Origin of the sequence: Enterococcus sp. BWR-S5, from assembly GCF_016745255.1 — a bacterium.
Lineage (GTDB): Bacteria > Bacillota > Bacilli > Lactobacillales > Enterococcaceae > Enterococcus_L.
The window spans coordinates 177,974-199,783 of record NZ_JADOEQ010000002.1 but is presented as its reverse complement, the minus strand read 5'-3'; the positions used below and the strand labels follow the sequence as shown (position 1 = coordinate 199,783).

The 21,810-nt window shown below is 40.0% G+C and carries 26 protein-coding genes; 22 read left to right on the top strand and 4 right to left on the bottom strand.

The features are described from left to right. Nucleotides 1-46: 46 nt before the first annotated feature. Both IW510_RS03560 and IW510_RS03555 read right to left on the bottom strand, forming a co-directional pair. Entirely contained in the window at nt 47-1,282 is a 1,236-nt protein-coding gene (locus IW510_RS03560; protein ID WP_202056988.1) for an MFS transporter, read from the bottom strand. 462 nt (nt 1,283-1,744) lie between these two features. After that, entirely contained in the window at nt 1,745-2,443 is a 699-nt protein-coding gene (locus tag IW510_RS03555) for a MurR/RpiR family transcriptional regulator (RefSeq protein WP_202056986.1), read from the bottom strand. A 206-nt stretch (nt 2,444-2,649) separates the two neighbouring features. Between IW510_RS03555 and IW510_RS03550 the strand changes: the two genes are divergently transcribed. From IW510_RS03550 to IW510_RS03505, 10 genes are all read left to right on the top strand, one after another. After that, nucleotides 2,650-4,137, top strand: a complete 1,488-nt coding sequence (locus tag IW510_RS03550; protein WP_202056985.1) for an FAD-binding oxidoreductase — start codon at nt 2,650-2,652, stop codon at nt 4,135-4,137. Nucleotides 4,138-4,488: 351 nt separating this feature from the next. Further along, nucleotides 4,489-5,277: an electron transfer flavoprotein subunit beta/FixA family protein gene (locus IW510_RS03545; RefSeq protein WP_202056984.1), complete on the top strand. Its 789-nt coding sequence runs from the start codon at nt 4,489-4,491 to the stop codon at nt 5,275-5,277. Continuing rightward, the gene (locus tag IW510_RS03540) at nt 5,277-6,203 is read left to right on the top strand and encodes an electron transfer flavoprotein subunit alpha/FixB family protein (RefSeq protein ID WP_202056983.1); all 927 of its coding nucleotides are present in this window, start codon (nt 5,277-5,279) and stop codon (nt 6,201-6,203) included. Before IW510_RS03545 ends, IW510_RS03540 begins: the two co-directional genes overlap by 1 nt. Before the next feature lie 246 nt (nt 6,204-6,449). Then, nucleotides 6,450-7,226, top strand: coding sequence for an SDR family oxidoreductase (locus IW510_RS03535; protein WP_202056982.1), 777 nt, complete (start codon nt 6,450-6,452; stop codon nt 7,224-7,226). Nucleotides 7,227-7,348: 122 nt separating this feature from the next. Then, nucleotides 7,349-8,788, top strand: coding sequence for an FGGY-family carbohydrate kinase (locus tag IW510_RS03530; RefSeq protein WP_202056980.1), 1,440 nt, complete (start codon nt 7,349-7,351; stop codon nt 8,786-8,788). 126 nt (nt 8,789-8,914) lie between these two features. Then, nucleotides 8,915-10,024, top strand: coding sequence for an ABC transporter ATP-binding protein (locus IW510_RS03525; RefSeq protein WP_202056979.1), 1,110 nt, complete (start codon nt 8,915-8,917; stop codon nt 10,022-10,024). An 8-nt stretch (nt 10,025-10,032) separates the two neighbouring features. Further along, nucleotides 10,033-10,656: an ABC transporter permease gene (locus IW510_RS03520; RefSeq protein WP_202057403.1), complete on the top strand. Its 624-nt coding sequence runs from the start codon at nt 10,033-10,035 to the stop codon at nt 10,654-10,656. Between the two features lie 4 nt (nt 10,657-10,660). Further along, nucleotides 10,661-11,572: an osmoprotectant ABC transporter substrate-binding protein gene (locus IW510_RS03515; protein WP_202056978.1), complete on the top strand. Its 912-nt coding sequence runs from the start codon at nt 10,661-10,663 to the stop codon at nt 11,570-11,572. Between the two features lie 11 nt (nt 11,573-11,583). Beyond that, nucleotides 11,584-12,186, top strand: a complete 603-nt coding sequence (locus IW510_RS03510) for an ABC transporter permease (protein WP_202057402.1) — start codon at nt 11,584-11,586, stop codon at nt 12,184-12,186. 166 nt (nt 12,187-12,352) lie between these two features. After that, nucleotides 12,353-12,871 carry a DUF1456 family protein gene (locus IW510_RS03505; protein ID WP_202056977.1) on the top strand — a complete coding sequence of 173 codons (519 nt, stop codon included), beginning with the start codon at nt 12,353-12,355 and terminating at the stop codon, nt 12,869-12,871. Nucleotides 12,872-12,983: 112 nt separating this feature from the next. On the opposite strand, the gene IW510_RS03500 is transcribed toward IW510_RS03505, so the two are convergent. Beyond that, nucleotides 12,984-13,475, bottom strand: coding sequence for a pyridoxamine 5'-phosphate oxidase family protein (locus tag IW510_RS03500; RefSeq protein ID WP_202056976.1), 492 nt, complete (start codon nt 13,473-13,475; stop codon nt 12,984-12,986). 427 nt (nt 13,476-13,902) lie between these two features. Between IW510_RS03500 and IW510_RS03495 the strand changes: the two genes are divergently transcribed. The 12 genes from IW510_RS03495 to IW510_RS03440 all read left to right on the top strand — a co-directional run bounded on the left by IW510_RS03495 (nt 13,903) and on the right by IW510_RS03440 (nt 20,952). Next, nucleotides 13,903-14,205, top strand: coding sequence for a TIGR04197 family type VII secretion effector (locus tag IW510_RS03495; protein WP_202056975.1), 303 nt, complete (start codon nt 13,903-13,905; stop codon nt 14,203-14,205). 2 nt (nt 14,206-14,207) lie between these two features. Then, nucleotides 14,208-14,558, top strand: coding sequence for a DUF3958 family protein (locus IW510_RS03490; protein WP_236674606.1), 351 nt, complete (start codon nt 14,208-14,210; stop codon nt 14,556-14,558). Then, on the top strand, nt 14,555-16,336 hold the full coding sequence (locus IW510_RS03485) for a DUF3114 domain-containing protein (RefSeq protein ID WP_202056971.1): 1,782 nt from the start codon (nt 14,555-14,557) through the stop codon (nt 16,334-16,336). Before IW510_RS03490 ends, IW510_RS03485 begins: the two co-directional genes overlap by 4 nt. Beyond that, nucleotides 16,305-16,751, top strand: a complete 447-nt coding sequence (locus IW510_RS03480; protein ID WP_202056965.1) for a hypothetical protein — start codon at nt 16,305-16,307, stop codon at nt 16,749-16,751. Before IW510_RS03485 ends, IW510_RS03480 begins: the two co-directional genes overlap by 32 nt. 68 nt (nt 16,752-16,819) lie before the next feature. After that, nucleotides 16,820-17,242: a hypothetical protein gene (locus tag IW510_RS03475; RefSeq protein ID WP_202056963.1), complete on the top strand. Its 423-nt coding sequence runs from the start codon at nt 16,820-16,822 to the stop codon at nt 17,240-17,242. Between the two features lie 45 nt (nt 17,243-17,287). Further along, nucleotides 17,288-17,404 (top strand): DUF3114 domain-containing protein, encoded by a 117-nt coding sequence (locus IW510_RS21635; RefSeq protein ID WP_202056961.1) that lies wholly within the window; start codon nt 17,288-17,290, stop codon nt 17,402-17,404. 16 nt (nt 17,405-17,420) lie between these two features. Then, a complete protein-coding gene (locus tag IW510_RS03465) occupies nt 17,421-17,921 on the top strand; it encodes a hypothetical protein (protein WP_202056959.1) in 501 nt (166 codons plus the stop codon). 61 nt (nt 17,922-17,982) lie between these two features. Then, on the top strand, nt 17,983-18,468 hold the full coding sequence (locus IW510_RS03460; protein ID WP_202056957.1) for a hypothetical protein: 486 nt from the start codon (nt 17,983-17,985) through the stop codon (nt 18,466-18,468). Between the two features lie 203 nt (nt 18,469-18,671). After that, entirely contained in the window at nt 18,672-18,935 is a 264-nt protein-coding gene (locus tag IW510_RS03455) for a hypothetical protein (RefSeq protein WP_202056956.1), read from the top strand. A gap of 18 nt (nt 18,936-18,953) precedes the next feature. Continuing rightward, entirely contained in the window at nt 18,954-19,829 is an 876-nt protein-coding gene (locus IW510_RS03450; RefSeq protein ID WP_202056954.1) for a hypothetical protein, read from the top strand. Between the two features lie 146 nt (nt 19,830-19,975). Then, complete coding sequence (locus IW510_RS03445; protein WP_202056952.1) at nt 19,976-20,251, top strand: hypothetical protein; 276 nt, start codon at nt 19,976-19,978, stop codon at nt 20,249-20,251. A 212-nt stretch (nt 20,252-20,463) separates the two neighbouring features. Next, nucleotides 20,464-20,952, top strand: coding sequence for a DinB family protein (locus IW510_RS03440; protein ID WP_442896388.1), 489 nt, complete (start codon nt 20,464-20,466; stop codon nt 20,950-20,952). Nucleotides 20,953-21,053: 101 nt separating this feature from the next. Here IW510_RS03440 and IW510_RS03435 read toward each other — a convergent pair whose 3' ends face one another. After that, on the bottom strand, nt 21,054-21,674 hold the full coding sequence (locus IW510_RS03435) for a DUF6273 domain-containing protein (RefSeq protein ID WP_202056949.1): 621 nt from the start codon (nt 21,672-21,674) through the stop codon (nt 21,054-21,056). Between the last annotated feature and the right edge of the window lie 136 nt (nt 21,675-21,810).

Genomic DNA, 21,810 nt, shown 5'->3' with positions numbered 1-21,810 from the left:
TATCCGGATTGCTCTTGTTATTCATAAGGAGGTATTGAACAGCGTGTTAAGCAACTTTATCCTTCTTGATAACTCTGGAAAGGATGATAGAAGCAATCACACAGCCTACTGCCATTACGATGGCATAGATAAACATCATGTCGAAGCCGGATTTTCCGCTGTTGTTATCCAGCCAGCCACCAATCATGGTATACATAAATACATCAGGCAAATACCCTAAACAGGAAACGATTCCTGAAACGCGTCCTGTTTTAGAGACGGGAATTCCCGCATCGTCAATAATCGCAAAATATTGGCTGCGAATCAGATAGATAAAGAACATACCTGCGACAAAGTTGGCTAAGATGATAGCCAGCAATCCCTTATCTTCAGGAAGAATTAAGAATAGACCGTAGGAAAGACCTGTAAGCACTGCACCACTGATGATGACCTTTAGACGTGAGCCAATTCTGTCTGCAAGAAAACCACCGATGATTCCGCCGAAGGCTTGAATAATATAACGAATACCTCCAAGAGTAGAACCACCTGCAACAGATAATCCATAGACATTGATAGCTAGTGTATTGATATAGCCAAAGATACCGTAGAGACTATAACCAAAAAAGACAATTGCTACAAGCAGCCAAACACGGGGAATGGCTAACTGTTTAAAGGTGCCGATAACGACATCCTTCAGTGACTCGACCTCGGCTTCTTGATCCGTATCCTCAATAATAAACCAGTTAAGCACGCCAATAATAATAACAACGATTGCACAAGTACGAATAGCCCATGCTGTTCCCAAAATATCATCAGCAAATCGTCCATAAACAGCAGTCATACCAAATACAAGAAAGGCATTTAGGATGCCGCGCAGACCTTCCTGCAAACCGAATAAGCGCCCCTGTTCAGAGGAATCACCTAGCATTCTAGTCGCTTTAATCATCGCTGACCAGTAAGTAATAATCGTTGAAATTCCCATTAAGATAAAAATAATACGAGCAATCGTAAAGGATGGGAAAGTGGAAAACCAAAGACCGAGAATTCCGGTTGCTAAAAACGAAAAAGTCAAAAGCTTTCTGGCAGAGAATTTATCTGCGACGATACCACCGATAAAATAAGAAAAGGTAGCCATAGTTGCATAGCCTGAGGAAAGAACCCCCATCTGAGCATTTGATAAATTCATTGCTTTTTGAATCGGAACATAGAACGTCTCACGAATATACGGCAGCTGAAAAATAATACCGGCGCCAGCGGCTAAGAGTAATAGAGTACCATATTTTTTTATAAATGCTTTATTCATTGATAGATGAACCTCCAGTAAGTAATTTCAAAAAAATGAACGAAAACAAGATGTTGTCCGGCACCTTGCTTTTACGCTGCAGTTCTCTATTCTCTCTAGTAACAAATTCATTGTAAGGGTTTTCTTTTTGTCCGTCAATGGTTTTATTATAATAAAAAAATAATCAAATTTTAATTATTTTGTAATTTTATAGGAGGTGGTGGGAAATACCGATAGATAAAGAAGTACTGGGAAAACTACAGTATCTGTTGTTTTGTAAAGGTTTTTTGAGAGGGAAGAGAAAAGAAAAATAGGAATAATAATTAATTTGATGTTCTCTTGTTTTGGAAAATTTTCCAAACGATAGTTTATGAATGTGAATATATAGATATGAAGAATGTGTAACTGGAGACCAATAAAAAAAGGAATCGGACAGCTAATGCAAATATCCGTTTCCTTTTTTGTATGGTTGAAAGAAGCGGGTTATTTACTAAGCGCCCGAATGACTTCTTCGATGAACATGAACAAGATTGTTCGTGTTTTTTCATGGGAATTGAGGTGTTCATCCTGATGAGATTTAGTTAAATAAATAATTTCGTTATTATCCAGTGTCAGGTTAGAATTCAACTCTTCAATGACCAATAGAGACTTTGCGTGGTGTTTCTTTGCTTCTTCGAATAGATCATCGAACTGTGCGAATTTTCCTGCTACTGAAAAAATGAGCAGCAAAGAGTTTTCGGAGAGCAATTCCGGAATTAAAGCCGGTTGTGTTGCTCGGATAATGTGTTTGTCAACGGTGTAGATAAGTTTATATTCAAAATATTCCATACAGATATTCGTTGGACCATAACCAAAAAGAATAATCTTGTCATATTTTTTAATCAAATCAGCAAGATAGGTAGTTGTTGATGGATCAAAATTTTCCATAAAATCTTGAATGCGGGAAAATTCAGTGTTCATTTTCTTTCTCTTGATTAATTCTTTTCCTGTAAGAAAACGAAAATACTCTTTATAGCCCATGAAGCCCATTTTTTTGACCAGCTTTGAAATCTTTGAGGGAGAGACATTGGCGACCTCGGCCGCTTCAGTAATCGTCAAATTCGGCCTGGTCTTACTGACATCACTTAATTTGGTATGTATTTGCAGTTCTAATGTATTTAATCGATCCAACTGAACCCTCATTTGCCCACCTCCTGATAATTGTCTGTCTAAAGAATAGCACAGGAAGGTATTGAAGAGCAAATTTGGAAAATTTTCCATTTTTGAGTTAAATTAGTTTAATATACGGAAAAATTAATCAAATTTTAATGAAAAAACGTTTTGATGTCCGTATACTGAGGTTCATGGAAAGCGCTTTCGAATAAAATGAGTGATTGGAGCTAAGTTGAATGAATTCTGAGACATTGGTTAAGGAAGCAATTATTGCAGAGGTAAAAAAGATTGTTCCTGAAGAGCAGGTAGTAACGGATTACGAAACGCTATACGATGCGGCATCTGACCGCTATCGGAAATATGCAAAAGCAAAAAGAGTGTTGGACAATCCATTGCCGACCGCAGTTGTTTTTCCAAAAAATGTGAATGAAGTAAAAGAGCTGCTGATGTATGCGAATGAAAATGACATCAATGTTATCCCGAGAAGTGGGAAGACGGCAACAGAAGGTGGTCTGGAAAATTGGAAAGAGTTGGCTTTAGTAATTGACGGGTCGAAAATGAATAAGATTCTGAACATCGATCCATACAATATGCAGGCGACTGTTGAAGCTGGTGTAAGACTGCAGGATCTTGAGGATGAGCTGCGGAAAATTGGTTATACGACAGGACATTCGCCTCAATCGAAACCTGTAGCTCAGTATGGCGGCTTAGTGGCCACTCGATCAATCGGGCAGTTCTCAACTCTATATGGCGGAATTGAAGATATGGTCGTTGGATTGGAATGTGTTTTCCCGAATGGGCATATTTCAAGAATCAAAAATGTTTCTCGTCGTGCCGGCGGTCCGGATATTCGTCATATCGTAATCGGAAATGAAGGTACTTTGTGCTACATTACTGAAGTAACAGTGAAGATATTTAAATATTATCCTGAAAACAACAAGTTTTTCGGTTACCTGGTTAACGATGTAGAAACTGGGATTAAAGTGTTACGGGAAGTAATGGCAAATGGGTATCGTCCATCGGTTGCGAGAACCTACTCGCCGGAAGACGCACGCCAGCATTTCTACCATTTCTATGAAGATAAATGCGTTCTTCTGTTTATGGCAGAAGGTCCCAAGGGGATTGTTGAAGCAACAGGTCAGGGGATTGAGGAAGCCGTTGAGAAGTTCAAGGATGGTGTTTACAAGCAGGTTGACAGTCAGTTGATCGGAAATTGGTTCAACCAATTAAATTGGACGCAACAAACTATTGATGATGAAGTCCAGGGCATGATTGATAACGATAAGCACGATGGCTTCACAACGGAGATTTCGGCTGATTGGGAGACAATTCCTAAAATCTATAATAATGTCATTAATCGTGTTCGTACAGAGTTTCCGCGTGCTCATGACCTGACTATGCTTGGTGGTCACTCTTCGCATAGCTATATCAACGGAACCAATATGTATTTTGTTTATAACTATACAATCAATTGTGAACCTGAGGATGAAATGAGAATTTATCACCACCCAATTCAGGCAATTATTGTAGAGGAGACCTTGAAATTAGGCGGCTCTATGTGTCACCATCATGGTATTGGAAAATATCGTAATGAGTGGACGAAAGAAGAGCATGAGTCAGCGTACTATATACTTGAAAGTTTGAAGGAAGTATTTGATCCAAAAGGGATTATGAGCTTTGGAAATATTTATCCGGTACAGGAAGGCTTTAAATATCAAAAATAGTGGCAAAGCAGCTGAAAAAAGAGTTTGTTTCGGTTTTCGAAGGAACCTATGAGGCATTGTCTAGCTTTATGAGTCAGCTCAATCAGCGATAAGATGAACTGTCTTCAGTGGTAAAGAGCACTGCGAGTTCTACTTGTGTAGGAACTGCTAGTAGAATGGGATGCGTAGCGAGGATGAGAGTAACTGTTTAAGGAAACAGTTACTCTCATTGAGAAGAGCTAGCCAATTAGGAGTCAGTTCCCTATATCGCACATGAGCTCCCGACTCATTCAGCTTTTCTAGTTGTCTAGCTTCAGGAGCTGGTCAAGCTCATTCAGCTTTTCTAAGTTAAAATGTTAGGAAGAAGTAGAGATGAAAATCATTTGTTTAGTTAAATTTGTCCCCGATACAGAGCAATATGAGTACGATTATGAGACTGATAAAATCAATCGAGAAAAATCGAAGCTTATTTTGAATCCGGATGACCGGAATGCGTTGGCGTGGGCTTTGCAGCAGAAAAAGCTAGAGCCTACTACGATAGTGGAGGTTGTTTCGATGGGACCTGCCAAAACGGAGAAAGAGCTGAAGGATTTTATCCGTTTAGGTGCGGACCGTGGGGTATTAATTAGTGATCGCCAATTTGCGGGAAGTGATTCGCTTGCAACCAGTCTGGTTCTTTCAAGGTATCTATCTTTGCAGGAATACGACTTGATTCTTACCGGTACACACACGTTAGACGGTGGAACAGGACATGTTGGACCACAAATTGCTGATTTGCTGTCTCTTAACCAGTTTTCTAATATTAAAGCGATTGAAATGGTCAATGAGACATTTACGATTGTGACAGCACGGCAGGATGAACAGGATATTCGCCTGAAGATTCCGAACCCAAGCGTTTTAAGCCTGACAAGTCAAATGAATCTGCGTTTAGGTTTCGTTAGATATGAAAACATCGACAAGAATGTTGATGCACAATTCTCTCTAGTAACAAACGAAACCTTAAACCTGTCAGAGGATGAAGTGGGGCGTAAAGGGTCACCGACAAAAGTCCGGAAGAATGTCGTGGCTAAACGAGAAAAAAGGGCACATCAGACGGTCAATTTAGATGATGCTGGTATAGAGGCAGTGGTGCAATTTCTACAAGAAAAGGGGTACTTATAATGTTTAAAGCACTCATTCTTATCGACAATGATTTTGTAAATGATTCAATCGATTTAGTAGAGGTTGCCAACCAACTAGCAGGCGAGGAAGAGCTATGCACTTATGGACTTGGAATTAATCTGGAAACGAAGGAAATAAAAGGGTTTGATTCCCTCATTTGTGTAGATATTCCTGAGCTTCAGCTAAAAGATAGTCGTGTCCTGACAGATATTGTTGAACAGATTCATACAACGTATAAGTTTGACAGTATTATCCTATTGGCGACGGATTTCGGTCGTATGACAGCACCAAGAATCGCGATGCGGCTGAAGACCGGTCTTACTGCTGATATCACGAGTATAGAAGTGATTGGAGAAGAAAGAAGATTGATTCGTCCTGCATTTTCCGGTAACATGCTGGCCAGTATTATCTGTGATTCAACTCCGATAATGGCAAGTGTTCATCCAAATGTTTTTCATATGAAGGAAACCGTTAAAGAGCCAAAACGAATTGACTTTCTTCCTGATGAATTGAAAGCGTCGTCAATTGAGGTTCTCTTGATTGAGGAGTTGTCTGGAGTACAGGATATTCGAGAAGCTAAGGCTATTGTCTCAGCCGGAGCCGGGTTTCAATCCGATGTCAATCAGCTAAAAGAGCTGGCAGAGGTATTTGATGGAGCTGTTGCAGCTTCTAAGCCATTAGTAGAAGCGAAACGTGCACCAAGAGAGATTCAGGTTGGTCAATCTGGAAAAACAGTTAGTCCGAGTCTTTATATCGCACTAGGTATTTATGGCTCAATGCAGCATGTTGAAGGTCTCAAAAATGTCAAAGATATCATTTCAGTTAACATTGACGAAGGAGCACCAATGAATTATTTAGCTGATCTTGTTGTGATTGGTGATGCTGCTGAGTTTGCTGAGCGATTGACAACAAGAGTGAAAAGGTAAGCGGCCATTTTGTCCGATGGTTAAGCAATCCTGGGTTACTTGGGATGATGGTGAGAGAAGAAAGAGGAATACAGGTATATAGGAGCAGCTTTTCTGATTGTTGTACCTGAAAAAAACTGTTGCTTATGGAAGTATCAACACTGTCTTTCGCTGATTGTTTGACGAAAGATAGACTGAATCATTGCTATAAGCCGTTGGGCGGTTCTGTCCTACGCATAACTAAAAAAGAGAAAAGAAGGTAGTCAAATGGAAATCAACGATTTTAAAATGGATATGTTTTCGATTAAAGGGAAAAATGCAATTATTACTGGAGGCAACACTGGTTTAGGTCAAGCATTCTCTTTGGCGCTGGCGGAAGCGGGTGCAAATATCTTTATGCCATCGATTATGCCGGATGATTCTGAATTTAATCAAACCCTTGAAGAACGTGGGGCAAAGGCTGTTTATATGTATGCGGATATCACTAAGGACGGTGCGCCGCAGGAAATCATTGAAAAATGTATCGAAGAGCTGGGTTCTGTTGATATTCTTGTGAACTGTGCGGGGATTTGTCCCGTTGATGATGTATTAAGCTACGGTCGTGATAAATGGGACCCAACAATCAGTATCAACCTAACAGCTGCTTTCGATATGAGCCATGAAGCAGCGAAAGTGATGATTCCGCAAAAGAGCGGAAAAATCATCAATATCTGTTCACTGTTTTCTTTCTTGGGCGGACAATGGGCACCGGCATATGCAGCATCAAAACATGGGTTGGCGGGCTTGACGAAAGCATACTGTGACGAATTGGCACAATACAACATCCAAGTGAACGGCATTGCTCCCGGCTACTTCAAAACCGCAGTTGCGCAAGCTTCAATTGAGGATACAGAGCGTAACAAATGGATTGTGGATCATACACCGGAAGGACGTTGGGGAGATGTTGCTGATTTGATGGGCGCAACGGTCTTTCTGGCATCTGAGGCAGCTCATTTTGTTAATGGGCATGTTCTGACAGTAGATGGCGGTTTCTTAGTACGCTAATTCATCAAACGTTTATATCTGATCCGCAAGATTTGCTAGAGCAGATAGGTCAAAGCAGCTTTTGCGGATATCTATTTATTCAATGGAAAAATAAAGAAAACTATTGATGTAAGGAGAACTTCATGGAAAAGAAGTATATCGTAGGTATTGATGGCGGCAGCCAAAGTACCAAAATCGTAATCTTTGATATTGAGGGAAATATCGTAGGCGAAGGAAAAGAAAATCTACGTCCGATGCACTTAGCTGAAGGAGTTGTTGTCGAGCATCCGGGAGATGACTTGTGGGATTCGTTATGTATTGCGGCGAAGAAGGTAATGGATCAGTTTGGTTTGAGAAAAAACAATATTGTAGGAATTGGCTTAGGCTCAATTCGCTGTTGTCGTGTACTTTTAAAAGAAGATGGCTCATTGGCTCACCCGATTATTAGTTGGATGGATAAAAGGGTAGCTACACCATATGTCCATGACAATCCGGAAGTGAAATATGTTACCTCAACAAACGGCTATCTTACACATCGTTTGACCGGGGAATTTAAGGACAATATCGGTAACCACTTTGGACAATGGCCGGTGGATTATGCAGCATGGGATTGGTCGACAGACGAAGAGGTATTGAAGCAATTTAATCTTCCAAATGAGATGCTGTTTGAGACAGTGAAGCCCGGCGAAGTTTTAGGCTACATTACAAAAGAAGCCAGTGAAAAAACAGGATTTCCAGAAGGTCTGCCGTTGATTGCTACAACAAGTGATAAAGCAGTGGAAGGCTTGGGTGCAGGACTTATCCACGATACGAGTGCCTTTGTTTCTTTAGGAACATATATCAGCAGTATGGTTACTGGGAAGGAGATGCCAAAAGACGCAGTCAGCTATTGGGGTATCATGTCTTCTATTCCGAATCAATATGCGTATGAAGGCTACGGAATTCGTCGTGGAATGTGGACTGTTTCTTGGTTCAAGGATCTGTTAGGTGAAAAAATCAGTATTCGAGCAAATTACCAGGGAATATCAGAGGAAGAATACTTAAATGAGCAGGCGCAGCATGTGCCGGCCGGAAGCGACGGTCTGATGACTATTTTGGATTGGCTGGCGAATCCTTGGGAGCCCTACAAGCGGGGCGTCATGATTGGCTTCAATGCACACCATGATTATCGCTATATGTACCGCTCTATTTTAGAGGGAATTGCGTATACAATGAAGAATAACGTGACAAATATGACTGATGAATTAGGCAAAGAGATCGAAGAGGTTATTGTAACTGGAGGCGGCTCAAATAGTGATTTGATGATGCAGATTTTCTCAGATATATTCAATTTGCCTGTGAAGCGAAATGTTGTAAACAGCAGTGCCAGTGTTGGTGCAGCCATTAACGTAGCTGTAGGCTTGGGTATTTATTCTTCTTATGAAGAAGCTGTTGAAAAAATGGTTAAGGTAAAGGATGTCTTTACTCCTATTCCGGAAAATGCTGCAATTTATAAACGGTTAAATGAGGAAGTTTATCAAAGCTTGACCACACACACAGACAAGGTCTTAGAAAAAACATTTGAGATTTTGCATCCGGAATAAACAGTCAGATAAAGCTGAAATAAGGTGGCGATTCATCTATTTTAGCGCAGAATGGAAAGGACTAAATGCCGCTCAGTCGGCCTTTAGCCTTTTTCCGCATACATAGGGGTGAAGGGAGTTAGATGAATGATAGAATTTACAGAGGTGGAAAAGCGGTATGGTGCCGCAGTGGCAGTTGAACCGTTAGACTTGACCATTGATGACAATCAGTTCATTTGTATCATTGGAACCAGCGGCAGCGGGAAAACGACATTGCTGCGAATGATTAATCGAATGATTGAGCCATCGACAGGTACGATTAAGCTGAATGGCGTTAATACGACCAGTTTGAATGAGGATGAGCTTAGACGAAAGATTGGTTATGTGATTCAAAATATTGGTTTGTTTCCTCATATGAGCATTCGGGACAACATTATGATTGTTCCAAAGCTATTAAAATGGGACGAGCATCAGAAACAAGGCATCGCTGAAACGCTGATTCAAAAGGTTGAGCTGCCACTAGATTATTTGGATCGAAAGCCCAAAAACCTTTCGGGTGGTCAGCAGCAGCGGATTGGTGTGATTCGGGCGTTGGCAGCGAATCAAGACATTATTTTAATGGATGAACCATTCGGAGCACTGGACCCCATCACACGGGAAGCCTTGCAGGATATGATTAAGCGACTGCAGCAGGAAATGAAGAAAACGATTGTATTTGTTACACACGATATTGAAGAGGCGATTAAATTAGCTGATAAAATCATAATTATGGATCATGGAAAAATTGTGCAGTATGACACGACGGAAATGATTCTAAAATATCCGGCCAATGATTTTGTCAGTGAATTATTAGGGAAGCGAAAAAAACAATCATATATTAGTAATGAGATGCGGATTGCTGATTTAATGTACACGCAGGTCGAAGCGATTTCTCTAAGTAAATCAATCATTGATGCCATTCGTCAAATGACCAACAAAAAAGTGGACTCCTTATTAGTTGTAGATGATGAGCATCATTTGAAAGGCTTTATTGATATCAAAGATATCGATCGGAACATCAACAAGGTAACGAATGTCTATGAAATTATGCGAACAGAGACTGCCAGTGTCAATCAACAGGAAAAAGTAGCAGATGTTGTCGACCCCTTATTGAATATGGAGCTCAAATATCTGCCGGTTGTGGACGATGAGAATCATTTAGTCGGGATTATGACACGTTCCTCGTTGGTGTCTTTAATCTATAATCAGTTGAAGTAGGTGGGATGATGGATAATTTTTGGAATCAGTACGGTGCGGAAATTCTTTTGAAATTCTGGGAACATATATACATATCTTTCAGTGCCATTCTTTTAGGTACGCTGGTTGCCATCCCTTTAGGGGCTATTTTGACGCGCCTCAAAAGAGGATCGGAAACTGTTATTCGAATCGTTGGTTTCTTTCAAACAATTCCTTCGTTGGCACTACTGTCGATTATGCTGCCGATTTTCGGAATAGGGAAGGCACCGGCAATTGCGGCTTTGTTTCTCTATTCACTGCTGCCTATTTTGAGAAATACCTACGTGGGCATACAGTCAGTTGATGAGACCTATTTAGATGCTGCGAAAGGAATGGGTATGTCTAAATGGCAGCGCTTGCTGCAAATTGAGCTGCCGCTTGCTGCCAGTATCATTCTTTCGGGAATTAAGGTTTCGGCAGTTTATGTGATTTCTTGGACGACACTGGCAGCCTATATTGGTGCAGGTGGTTTGGGGGATTTCATTTTTAATGGACTCACGTTGTATCGGCTGGATTTGATTATGATGGGAACAATTCCTATTACTCTATTAGCATTGACGACAGATATGTGCTTAGGGTATCTCGAATCTAAGCTGATGATAGATAGAGGGTGACTGAATGAAAAAGAAGATTATTGTGCTCATTAGCTTTGTTTGTCTGTTTGTGTTTTTTGTTCTCTCGAATCTTTCGAATCGAGATGAGACAATCACTGTTTCCGGCGGTGTCACATCGGAATCACAAATTTTGGGGAACCTCGTTGTGGAGCTCTTGAAGCATTATACAGATAAGGAAATCATTTTTTTAAATAATTTGGGCTCGGCAAATATGATGCAGGCTGCTATGGAGAGAGGCGATTTGGATATTGCATCTCCGCGTTATACAGGCACGGATTTAATTGGAACCTTGCATTTGCCTATAGAGACGGACCCTGACAAAGCGTTGGAAATCGTCCAAAGAGAGTTTCAAGAACGTTATCGGTTCGAGTGGTTTTCCAGCTATGGCTTCTCAAACCAGTTCACGTTTATGGTGACACAGAAGACCGCTGAAAAATATAATCTGCAAAAGGTTAGCGACCTGCAGCAGTACGCAGACCAGTTGAGCCTGGGGACAGACCAGACCTGGTATAAACGAGAAGGAGACGGGTATCAGGCATTTACCGAGGAATATGAAATGCGCTTTAAGCGTGTGTATCCTATGCAGATTGGTCTATTGTATGACGCGTTGGCAGCCGCTGAGCTGAATGTTATTTTAGGCTACTCTACGGACGGACGGGTGGGCAGCTACGATTTGGTGATGCTTGAGGATGATCGGCAATTTTTCCCACCCTATACCTGCAGCTTAGTGGTTACAGAAAAGGTGTTGCAGGATAATCCTGAGTTAAAGGAGATTTTGGAGAAACTGGCAGGAACGATTGATACAGAGATGATGCAAAAAATGAACGATGAGTCAGACAGTCAGCTGGTGGAGCCTGTCGTGATTGCCAGACAGTTTTTAGAGGCTAATAATTATTTTGAGGAGGAAAGCAATTGATTCAAGCATTGATGAATTACTTAAATGAAAATTCCTCTTACATCATCAGTCAGTTTTCGACACATATCTACATTTCAATTGTTGGTGTGGTCTTAACCTTTCTCATTGGTTTTCCAATCGGTGTTTTTTTATCAGATAATAAGAAAGCTGCGACAATCGTGATGGGGCTGATTAACATCATTCAGACAATTCCTTCCATTGGGATGATGACGATTCTCCTGATTTTAATGGGTTTGGGCAAAAACACCGTGATTGCTACAGTTGTTCTGTACTCGCTGCTGCCGATTGTGGCGAATACTTATACTGGATTGAACAACGTTGATCCGGTTTATGTAGATAGCGCACGTGGTGTAGGAATGAGCCGTTTTCAAGTGTTATATATGATTAAAATTCCCTTAGCTTTACCGGTTATTTTAGCCGGCGTCCGTAATGCCTTGGTGATTGCGGTCGGAATCACGACAATCGGCTCATTCGTCGGTGCCGGCGGATTAGGAGACATCATTCTTAGAGGAATCAATATTACGAACGGTGAGCCAATTATTTTTATGGGGGCCTTTCTCTGTGCATTGATTGCGGTATTGATGGAATGGCTGTTTGATTGGTTGATAAAATAAAAAAAGCGGAACACCTATTGTCGGCTGTTGGTATACCCGGAGGCTGAATTAGGAGTTGGCAAATAAATGCAGAGGCGAAAAATATTTTAGAGTCAGTAAAAAGTATCCTGATATCCAGCTTGAAGATATGCTATAGTAAGAGCATCTGGAAAATTGGAGGAAACAAATGAATAATAACGATATACTGCTGCGTTTGAGATATGCATTGGATTTAAAGGACACTGAAATCATCGAAGCCTTTCAATTGGGCGGACTGACCGTTTCGAAGGAAGAAGAACGAGCGATGCTGACGAAGGACCCTAGTCGACAGCAAGAAGCGAATGATCCGTTTGAAAAGAATGTCTATATGAAGATGATTAATAACCAAGTGCTGGATACTTTTTTGAATGGGTTTATCACGTTGAAGCGAGGCGAGCCAAAAAATAAGCCGGCGGAGGAACCGCAAAAAAAGAGCACTGAAATCCGCCATATCAATAATATCTTGCTGAAGAAGGTCAAGATTGCCTTAGCTTTGACTAGTGAAGATATGCTGGATATTTTGGCAGAAGCAGGTGTTTATCCTTCTAAAGGAGAATTGGGAGCAATTTTGAGAAAAGAAGGACACCGTAATTTCAAGCCTTGCGGCGATAAATACGCCCGTAACTTTTTGAAGGGGCTGGGCTTGCGTTACAGAAGTGAAAGCTAATAAGCAGACAAAATATTTTATAAAAAGGAAAGCAAGACAGAGTGAGAATGTCTTGCTTTCCTTTTGCTGTACTTGACTAATAGTGGCATGAGAAATTGAGTATTTGGTATATTTATTGTTTATTTGGATGAATATGTTCTTTACAGGAATAGGAAGAAAGAACGATTTTTATAATTCCGGTTGCGGCAATCATTTTATCAGGAGGAAAGTTATAGTTTTTATGCTTTACTTCGTGATCCATTAAAAGCTGCAATGCTTGTTTCTTTTCATCCAAATCCTGAATAATGAATGCATCACCAAATCCAATCAGACTTTGATACGCATAAGAATATTTTTCTGCAACGGTACCAGCTTCGATTAATTCATGATTACAGTCCATCTCAATCGCTACTTTAGGATTATTTCCCAGCAACCGCACCTTTTTTCCTTGGCGTGCACCGTGAATGTAGAGGGTCAAGGTATCTTCCTGCCAGTGGTAGCCAAAATTCACAGGTACAATATAAGGAAAAGGCTCATCGAACATCGCCAAGCGTACAACATGGCAGTTTTCTACGACTTCCTTGATTTTGTCCAATTCTAAAATTTCCCGTTCTTTTCTTCTCATTTCAAGCACATCCTTTTCATTTTTGAGGTTGACAGATAACAATGCTCCGGCCTTGTGTAAAAAACGATCAATCATTTTATATAATTATAGGCTTTTAGATGCAAATAGCAAGAACAGATGAACCGATTTTCTAGAGGCGTTATCGAGTTTGTCTATCCAATTGTTTATATACTAGGCCGTTCATGACTAAGGAAATGAGGCGTGAAGCTTAATGTATTTACAGTTTCTTTGCGGGCGGCTAAAAGGCTTCTATTTTTTATTTATTGTGTAGAATACAAGATTTTTACATGCTATAATTTTTTTAAAAGTAAAAAAATACAGTTATATAAGGAGATATCTCGTAATTATTTGAATGGCTGGTCGTTGTAATCATCTCCAAAAAGAGAAAATCAGTCCTTTGAATAGCGAATAAATAGGAGGAAATAAAATGGTTGGAATCAATAGTAACAAAGAGGTGGCCGGACAATTGGCGACAGAGTTGTTCAATGCATTGGATACCTTGAACACAGCGACCTCGATTAGTGAGGACGGTCAAACGACCGTTGCAGGAAATGCGAGTGCCAAGGAAGCGATTGCGGCTGCACAAGCTGCGGTGCTGCAAGTCAGTACATCTGTCGGGAATGCCGCGATAAACCTGCAAACAGTAGCTGCAGAATTTGCGGCTGCCGACGACCATCTTAAGAATACTGTCTTTGGTCAATTGCCAGGTCCTCGTTCGGGAGGTCGCTAGTGATGACAGCTGAACAGGATAAGAAGAAAAAGGAACGAATTTTACTGGAAAAGCAAGAGGATTTACAGCTTTCTAAGCGTCAATTAGAGAAGGTTCAGGAGGACTATCAGGAACAATTTTACTCCTCGAATCGTTTGTTTCATGAATTAAAGGAAAGCTTCCATGGAAATGATTTCGCACTCCTTTTTGAAGATATACATGAGGATCTTCAAAAGGAGCAGCGAGTGATTATCGAAGATTTGGATGAGGAAAGAGAAGAATTAACAGAGCAGCAGGTCGCATGTCAGGATGAATTAGATGAACTCTATTATGAGAAAAAGCGAGAGGCTGCAGATGGGGAGGAAGAGTCATGAGTATCGATATGTATTTGGCGGCAGCGAAAACACAAGCAACAGGTGCTGCAGCAATGGGGAAATCTCATGTACAGGGCTATGAGGCATTGCAGAAGGCTGCACAAAATTTTGCGAATGATACAGTCTTGGAGGCAGATGCTTACACGTCTGCCAAGGGAATGTTTGGTTCAGTCATTTTGCCCTTGACCCAAGCCGGTCAGCTGTTATCGGAAACGGTTGCTGAAGCCTGCAAAAAATTCCCGGAGGATTATACAGCTCAAGTAGATAGCGGGGATTTAAAATCCTCTGAGCTGGAAGAAAAAATTCAGCGTTTGAATAATGAAATCCAAGCGCTCTACTCGATTCGCAGCAGTATCGAAGCAAAGGATACGGCGGACAACATGAAAATACGACAACTGAATTCGAATAAAACAGCGATTGCCTGTCATGAAGCCGTTAAGAAAAAATTAGAGGAGCAGTTACAGAAGCTGTTGGATTTCCATGCGTCATCCCCTTCTCTTTTTTCCGAAATCACTACCCTGACAAATGCGGTCAATCAAGGTTCAGCGATTGCCGGAAAGTCTTGGCATGCGGCATCAGGCACCTTTAAATTGCCGGAAGGTACAGATATGTCATGGACGAAGGATGTCAACAATCGTTGGGAAAATCGCCAGTTTGCAAAAAAATATGAGGTAGAGCGGCCGAAGGATATGAATGCCAAAGAATATCAGGAATATTTGAAGACTCTGCGTGAGCAGAAGCAGGTGCTTTGTAAAGAAGACGGCTGGGACGAAGAAGCATTTAAAGCCTATATGAAGCATGTAAACAAGAAGCTAGGCTCAGGTGGTAAAAATGTCTTTGACCGATTGAATCAGATTAACGTGGAGACACGATTGGTGGGGTCGGATGTATATCGGCTGATGTTTTCAGCCTATGGTACAGTCGACGGGAAAATTCCTGCTGGTATGGAACAAGCAATCAATGAGAAGCGTATGGAATTGCTGATGAAGCAAATGGGCGGTGAAATAGACGTTCACGGTATGCTTCAAATGACAGGCACACATAAATTTGATCCGAATATGCCGCCACATGGGGATTTTCTGCATACATTAGCTAAAACGGTACAGGAAGCATACCCTAAAGGCCTATTGGAAGGCTATAGCAATATGAGCCGAGAACAAAAGCAATTTGTGAAATCTGTCCATCAGCTGCGGATGTATATTGACAAAAACAACTTGGAGTATATAAGAAGAGTGTTCAAAAGTGGGGCGAATGCCGGCCGTACAGACGAAGAAGCATTGTATGCCTATGTTCATGCGTCTATCGCAGATGGCGGGTTAGGTGGAGAGTTGATGATTGCAGAGAAGGGGCGTCTCCACAATAAATACTTGAAGGACACAACCTATGATAAATCTGGTGATGAAGTGAATAGAAAACGTTTAGCACCAGATTTCCACTCAGAATTTATTCTTGATCCTGATGGGAACTTCATCAGCCAATGGAATGTTTTGGATGAGAAGGATGGATTGGTGATTAGCGATCCAGAGTATTATAGGAATAAAAATGCAGAAAAACCTAGAGTGTATGAACAACAGCTTATGGATGGAGAATCCTATAACTATGGAGATAAGAATGATAAGGTTCATGAATTGCTAGATAGCAAGCCACCAGGAAAATTGGATCACGATGTGAGAAAGGAAATCAAGGATGAATGGGAAAGTCCCAAAAACAGAGAAGAATATAATTGGAATGAACTGGAAAACGAAGATGATGGGTATTCAATCAAAGGTAAAGGGTAAAATAAACATCTTCCTTTTTCTCTTTATTTGTTTGTTTAGCTTATCTGCATGTCTTAATACTAAAAAGAAGTTGGTGGAAGATTCTTTTCGTTCAATAGAAGCAGGACTAACTACAGATGAGGTAAGAACTCAATTGGGAGAACCAAAGAGGATTGTTACCAAATTTGAAGAAATACAAGAACTACGAGATGAAGATGCAGAGAAGTCAATTGATAGATGGGAAACAGAAAATCCGAAAATTTACAATAAATTTTATGGTAGTGAAGATAATGAGCAAACAGTGTATCAAATATTAAAAGATCGAAAAGATATTATTTGTTATGTATATCAATATGAAGAAGATATTTCGCAGGAAATCGGGTACTGGCATATCTATTTTATTGATGATGAAGTAGTAACAATGTACTTTCCTTAATAAATGACAGAAATAAACCAGAGCAGTATATTTTTCAATTGAGATATACCTTAAAAAGGATGGATAGTATGTATAGAATTAGGGTAGAGAGACTATTTCTTGTGGTTTATATTTCTATATCGTTAGTTGTTCTTGCAGGATGCAGTGACAAGGCTTTGTTAACTGAAAATGATTTTAAAGAAAAAATCCGTGCGGGAATGAGTATGTCTGAGGTAAAACAAGTGCTTGGAGAACCTGAAAAAATTGAGGAGGATAATGATTTAGCTGCTGAGCAACGTTATAAGGATAACGAATCTTCCATAGATATGTGGGACTGGAATTATTATGAGGGATTTTACGGTGATGAAAGTAGAATGACTGATTTTTTTGATAAATTAAGAAAAGAGCAAGACTTGATTTATTATGAATATATTTTTAGTAATGAAAATAAAGAGGATAACTGGCGAATCTATTTCATAGATAATGAAGTAGTTTGGATGTCTTTTCCTTAACTAATGAATTTGAGCCATCATATAGTGCTATCTTTATAATAGATATTGAATAAGGATGGAGAATCCTATAACTATGGGGATAAGAATGATACGGCTCATGAATTGCTAGATAGCAAGCCTCGAGGGAAATTGGATCATAATATTAGAAAAGAGGTTAGATAAGGGTGGACAAGTTCAAATGAAAAAAATGGAAATGACTACAAAAAATCAAAACCTGATAAAAAAGATGATGGCTATTCTAAATAAAAAATTAGTATTCTCTTTGATGTTAGGACTAATTATTCTCCTAAGTTCCTGTACAGAGATGAAGGATAAAGCGTTGATTGAAAATGATTTTAAGAAAATAGAAGCCGGCATGACTTCAACCGAAGTGAAAAAAATCTTGGGAAAGCCTGATAAGGAGCTACGTTCATTTAATGAAATTGAAGAAGCGTTCTCAGTTGATGATGAGACAACGACTGACCGATGGTATTATGAGGAAGTGCCGGATTTATATGAACGATTTTATGGTAGTGAAGAAGAAGCGGATAGAATGTTTGATTATTTGAGTGAGCACAGAAATAAAATTGATATGTGTTATGAATATAATTATAGTTTCGAAAAGGATGAATCAGAGCGCTATTTTGGTTGGCATATCTACTTTATTGATGATGAAGTAGTAACGATGTACTTTCCATGATTGAATGCTGGCAGTGGAGGAATTGAGAATTGCTCACTGCAAAGAGAGGATACATTAAACAATGACGAATAAAGTAAAAGTCTTGATTATAGTCAGTATTTGCGTCACCATTATTAGTAGTGCCTTATTCGTATTTCTTTTGCGAGAATACAACCGAGAAAAGACTATTTGGACACATCTGTCTGAAAATGAGATGTACTTTCTATTGAGAGAGGAAGATGGTGTCTACAATAATGTCGAAGACTATACGATGTCAGCGACGGACTATAGCATCTGGTATTATTTAGTAACGAATGAGAATGAAGATAATCTGGAAATTTATACAAAGACAACAGGGAAAAAAGATTACTGGTACATGATTCGCTCAGGCGCCGATAGTGAAGTGGATGAAGAAGAGTATGTTATTTTCAATGTTCTGACATTTACAACAAAAATGGTCACAAAAAAGGAGTTTTCGAAGGCAATCAAACGTGAGACAGGTTTGAATTATTCTGAGGATGATGAGGATACGATTGAGCCATTGCATGTGGAAAATTACATCGATTAATGAACTATTGGAGAAAAAGGTGACAAGGAGGAAATAAGAGGTTGGTTGTTTCAAAAAGGATTTATATGAGTAGTTTTTTGCTGGTGATGGGATTTCTTTTGGCGGGGTGTTCGCTGGGGCGGACGTTATAAATCAATGATTTTAAGGAAAAAATCATTGCGGGGATGACGCCAAATGATGTGAGGTGGAGGCTTGGAAAGCCTGTGAAAATCAATAATGATAACGAAGAGGTCATCAAACAGTGGGAAGAGGACAACGAATACACGATAGACATGTGGATCTATACGAATAATGATTATTTTGATTTCTTTTTTGGAGAAAATGAAGAGTATTTTTTTGAAAAAACAGATCAGAAAACAGGCTGGTCTTATTATGAATATGATCATATATGGGAAACTGTGGACACTATCGATCAGTTTAGAATATATTTCGTCGATGGTGAAGTAGTTTGGATGTCGTTCCCGTAAATAAAAAGGTGGAATCAAATGAAAAAGTTGTTGGGTATATTTCTTGTGTTCTCTGTACTGCTATTCTCGTTATATTATTTAGCGGCATGTAATGGAAAGCAACGCACAAATGGAAATTTAGAAAATGAAGACTATCTGAGAATTATTTTTTCAAAAGAAAAACAGGTATTTTTAACGCCGGTGAATGACTTGGATTTTTCTACATCAGGCTCTTATTATACGATTTATTACAAGGAAAATATTCGTGTCTATAATATTTTCGATGAATATTATACGGATGAAATCGAAACAGAAAATATTTTTGAACACTCGACCTATCTCTTGTCGGATGAGTTGAAGGTGCAATTTTCTGATTTTAGTGGAAGCAAAAAAATAGCGATTCAAGGTGAGTACACCCATGAAGTCGAAGTATTGTTTGATTCTAAAAAAAGGCCTGTCACTTATACTGCTTATAATGAAGATGGGGAAGCTTTTTTTTCTTATGAAATACAGTATCTTTCTCCATTTGTTTTTTATGGGTACTATTATTTTCGTAGACTCCAAGAACCGATTTTTTATGTATACTATGGCATCAAGGATCTGTTCAAATCAGGGACGATCGAAGGAGTGATTGGGCTTTTTATTGGCTTTGGCTCATTGGTGCTGCTGATTTGGCAACTGTCAAAAATATTTCTATGGGGAAGCCGAAAAACGTTTTTAAAAGAGCCGAAAAGCAGCGTTGTTGTGCTATTTTGTGGCGTTCTTGTAAGCACACTGCTCGTTTATCATATCTTTACATTTGTTTCATACAGTTGGTTGGTGCTGCTTCCTTTGGCTGTTTTAGGTGGTATTGGGCAAGCGATTCTCTTTGTTTTTCTGCGCCTTCGGAGGACACGAGACAAGAAAACAACTTGAGTGGAGATATATCTTTAAGAAGCGGTCGATTTGATCGTTTCTTTTTTTAAAAGCAATCTTAATAAAAAAACAGTTGTTGCCGACGCAACTATTGCGTATAATTTTTTATGAAGGTAGAAAGCGTTTACAGGAAAGGTGGAAAAAAGATGAGTAAGAAATACATGAATTATGTGGGAGAAATTTTGACAGATGTAGAGTATCATGGTTTGGGGAAACCGAAAAATTTTATGGAAGTGCATATGGAAGTGGAGCTGCCTTTCCGTTTGTACTGCAGGACTCATGAGGACGATTGGGAAGAAGTGACCGAGGAAGAACGCGCTGTATTGGTGGAAAACTTGGAGGATAAAAAATCGAAGTATTCTAAAAGTGATTACCGTTACTACAAATTGGATTTTCAGTTGGCAAGCTTAGAAGCACTATAATGGATTTCGTAGGTTTTTGTTGAAATGATTTGTTCATAACTGAGCATGATGGTCTAAATCAGCTGTCATGCTCGTTTTTATATTTTCTGGGAGTAGAATAATTGAATGTACTTGATTAAGAGAGTAAAGTATTTATAAAGTATGGTAGCGATGGAATTGCGTTTTATGAAGAAGGCAAAGGAGGAGCAGGATTGAAAGCAGCAGAGTTATCTATGGATATATTGGAACGAGCACAGGAACGTTTTGAGGAAACGCTAAAGCAGATGACTGTGGCTGAGGCCAACACGATGCCGCAGCCGTTAATTAAATCGGTGACATGGCTGATTTGGCACACAGCACGTGAGCTTGATTATCAAATTTCAGGTCTTAATAAGAGTCAGCCATTGTGGCTAAGTGACGGTTGGACGGAGAGGTTTGCATTGGCGTTGCCGGATGACACTGAGGACTGGCAACACACCCCGGAAGAGGCGGCGAAGGTCATTGTGGCAGACAAACAGCTGTTACTTGATTATCTGTCAGCCAGTGTGGATTTTTCCCTTGGTTACCTGAAGACACTAGATGAAGCAAGTCTGAGTGATATCGTGGATACTAGTTGGACCCCAGCTGTTACTCGTCAGGTTCGCTTAGTTTCTGCTATCGATGATGCGGTCATGCATTCCGGTCAAGCCGTATACACGAGACGGTTAGTCATCGGAAAATAGTAGCAACCTGAAAATGAGAAAAGAAGAATCCGCTGAAAAAAATAGAAAACAAGCAACGACGGGAGCAAAATGTTCTCATCGTTGCTTGTTTTTTTGTTCTATCATAACTTGAGCCATAAAGCTGGGCGAATACCGCCTCTATTGTCATTCGTCACTGGATGGAGCGTGTTGCTGTTGTAGTTGAAGGTTCCGTTTCCTTGAATGCCGATATTGCCATCACCATGAATGTACACAGCTCGTCTGTTGGCTCTTCCTGGCGAACGAAGCCACCACCACCAGCCATAGCCTTCAAAATAGGCTTCTCGCTGATAATTGTTGCGATCCTTTCGCTGAAACCAGTAGCGCTGATTTTTTCCGGGATTGTATAATAAAGGACTGCTGTCGCTAAAATAGTGGCAAACCGCTTCTTCAATAGACAATAAAAAGATAGTATCCAGTGTATCTTCACCGCCATCTGATCCATACCATTCATTGTCTGGATTTTTGTTGATTGTCGGGAGGATTCTCTTTTTCTCTGATTCAGTGAATTGGTCATAAAATTCACCACTAAGGTAGCTTCTTAAAGAGCAATCAGCCCAGGTAACATCTTCCGGTGCATGATGGTATTCGCGCTGAGCGATAATTTGTTCAGTCATGATTAGAGCCATGTCTTTCTCAATTGTAAGCACACGCCAGCTGTAGCCACCAAATGCAAGCACGGTACCAATTTTATACTCTGCCAATGCCGCCTCGCCTCCTGTCCTTTTGAGTCTCTGACAAACTATTTTTCTTCGTATAGAAAAGCTTCCAGCTGCTGGATAAATGCTCAACTCTCCTGATTGATGAGCGTTTTTGATGAACGGTCTTATAAAATCAATG

What these genes read in the sequence shown, in the direction of transcription:
- IW510_RS03560 (WP_202056988.1), bottom strand. Translation starts at nt 1,282, where the DNA reads ATGAATAAAGCATTTATAAAAAAATATGGTACTCTATTACTCTTAGCC.
- IW510_RS03555 (WP_202056986.1), bottom strand. Translation starts at nt 2,443, where the DNA reads ATGAGGGTTCAGTTGGATCGATTAAATACATTAGAACTGCAAATACAT.
- IW510_RS03550 (WP_202056985.1), top strand. Translation starts at nt 2,650, where the DNA reads ATGAATTCTGAGACATTGGTTAAGGAAGCAATTATTGCAGAGGTAAAA.
- IW510_RS03545 (WP_202056984.1), top strand. Translation starts at nt 4,489, where the DNA reads ATGAAAATCATTTGTTTAGTTAAATTTGTCCCCGATACAGAGCAATAT.
- IW510_RS03540 (WP_202056983.1), top strand. Translation starts at nt 5,277, where the DNA reads ATGTTTAAAGCACTCATTCTTATCGACAATGATTTTGTAAATGATTCA.
- IW510_RS03535 (WP_202056982.1), top strand. Translation starts at nt 6,450, where the DNA reads ATGGAAATCAACGATTTTAAAATGGATATGTTTTCGATTAAAGGGAAA.
- IW510_RS03530 (WP_202056980.1), top strand. Translation starts at nt 7,349, where the DNA reads ATGGAAAAGAAGTATATCGTAGGTATTGATGGCGGCAGCCAAAGTACC.
- IW510_RS03525 (WP_202056979.1), top strand. Translation starts at nt 8,915, where the DNA reads ATGATAGAATTTACAGAGGTGGAAAAGCGGTATGGTGCCGCAGTGGCA.
- IW510_RS03520 (WP_202057403.1), top strand. Translation starts at nt 10,033, where the DNA reads ATGGATAATTTTTGGAATCAGTACGGTGCGGAAATTCTTTTGAAATTC.
- IW510_RS03515 (WP_202056978.1), top strand. Translation starts at nt 10,661, where the DNA reads ATGAAAAAGAAGATTATTGTGCTCATTAGCTTTGTTTGTCTGTTTGTG.
- IW510_RS03510 (WP_202057402.1), top strand. Translation starts at nt 11,584, where the DNA reads ATGAATTACTTAAATGAAAATTCCTCTTACATCATCAGTCAGTTTTCG.
- IW510_RS03505 (WP_202056977.1), top strand. Translation starts at nt 12,353, where the DNA reads ATGAATAATAACGATATACTGCTGCGTTTGAGATATGCATTGGATTTA.
- IW510_RS03500 (WP_202056976.1), bottom strand. Translation starts at nt 13,475, where the DNA reads ATGAGAAGAAAAGAACGGGAAATTTTAGAATTGGACAAAATCAAGGAA.
- IW510_RS03495 (WP_202056975.1), top strand. Translation starts at nt 13,903, where the DNA reads ATGGTTGGAATCAATAGTAACAAAGAGGTGGCCGGACAATTGGCGACA.
- IW510_RS03490 (WP_236674606.1), top strand. Translation starts at nt 14,208, where the DNA reads ATGACAGCTGAACAGGATAAGAAGAAAAAGGAACGAATTTTACTGGAA.
- IW510_RS03485 (WP_202056971.1), top strand. Translation starts at nt 14,555, where the DNA reads ATGAGTATCGATATGTATTTGGCGGCAGCGAAAACACAAGCAACAGGT.
- IW510_RS03480 (WP_202056965.1), top strand. Translation starts at nt 16,305, where the DNA reads ATGATGGGTATTCAATCAAAGGTAAAGGGTAAAATAAACATCTTCCTT.
- IW510_RS03475 (WP_202056963.1), top strand. Translation starts at nt 16,820, where the DNA reads ATGTATAGAATTAGGGTAGAGAGACTATTTCTTGTGGTTTATATTTCT.
- IW510_RS03465 (WP_202056959.1), top strand. Translation starts at nt 17,421, where the DNA reads ATGAAAAAAATGGAAATGACTACAAAAAATCAAAACCTGATAAAAAAG.
- IW510_RS03460 (WP_202056957.1), top strand. Translation starts at nt 17,983, where the DNA reads ATGACGAATAAAGTAAAAGTCTTGATTATAGTCAGTATTTGCGTCACC.
- IW510_RS03450 (WP_202056954.1), top strand. Translation starts at nt 18,954, where the DNA reads ATGAAAAAGTTGTTGGGTATATTTCTTGTGTTCTCTGTACTGCTATTC.
- IW510_RS03445 (WP_202056952.1), top strand. Translation starts at nt 19,976, where the DNA reads ATGAGTAAGAAATACATGAATTATGTGGGAGAAATTTTGACAGATGTA.
- IW510_RS03440 (WP_442896388.1), top strand. Translation starts at nt 20,464, where the DNA reads ATGGATATATTGGAACGAGCACAGGAACGTTTTGAGGAAACGCTAAAG.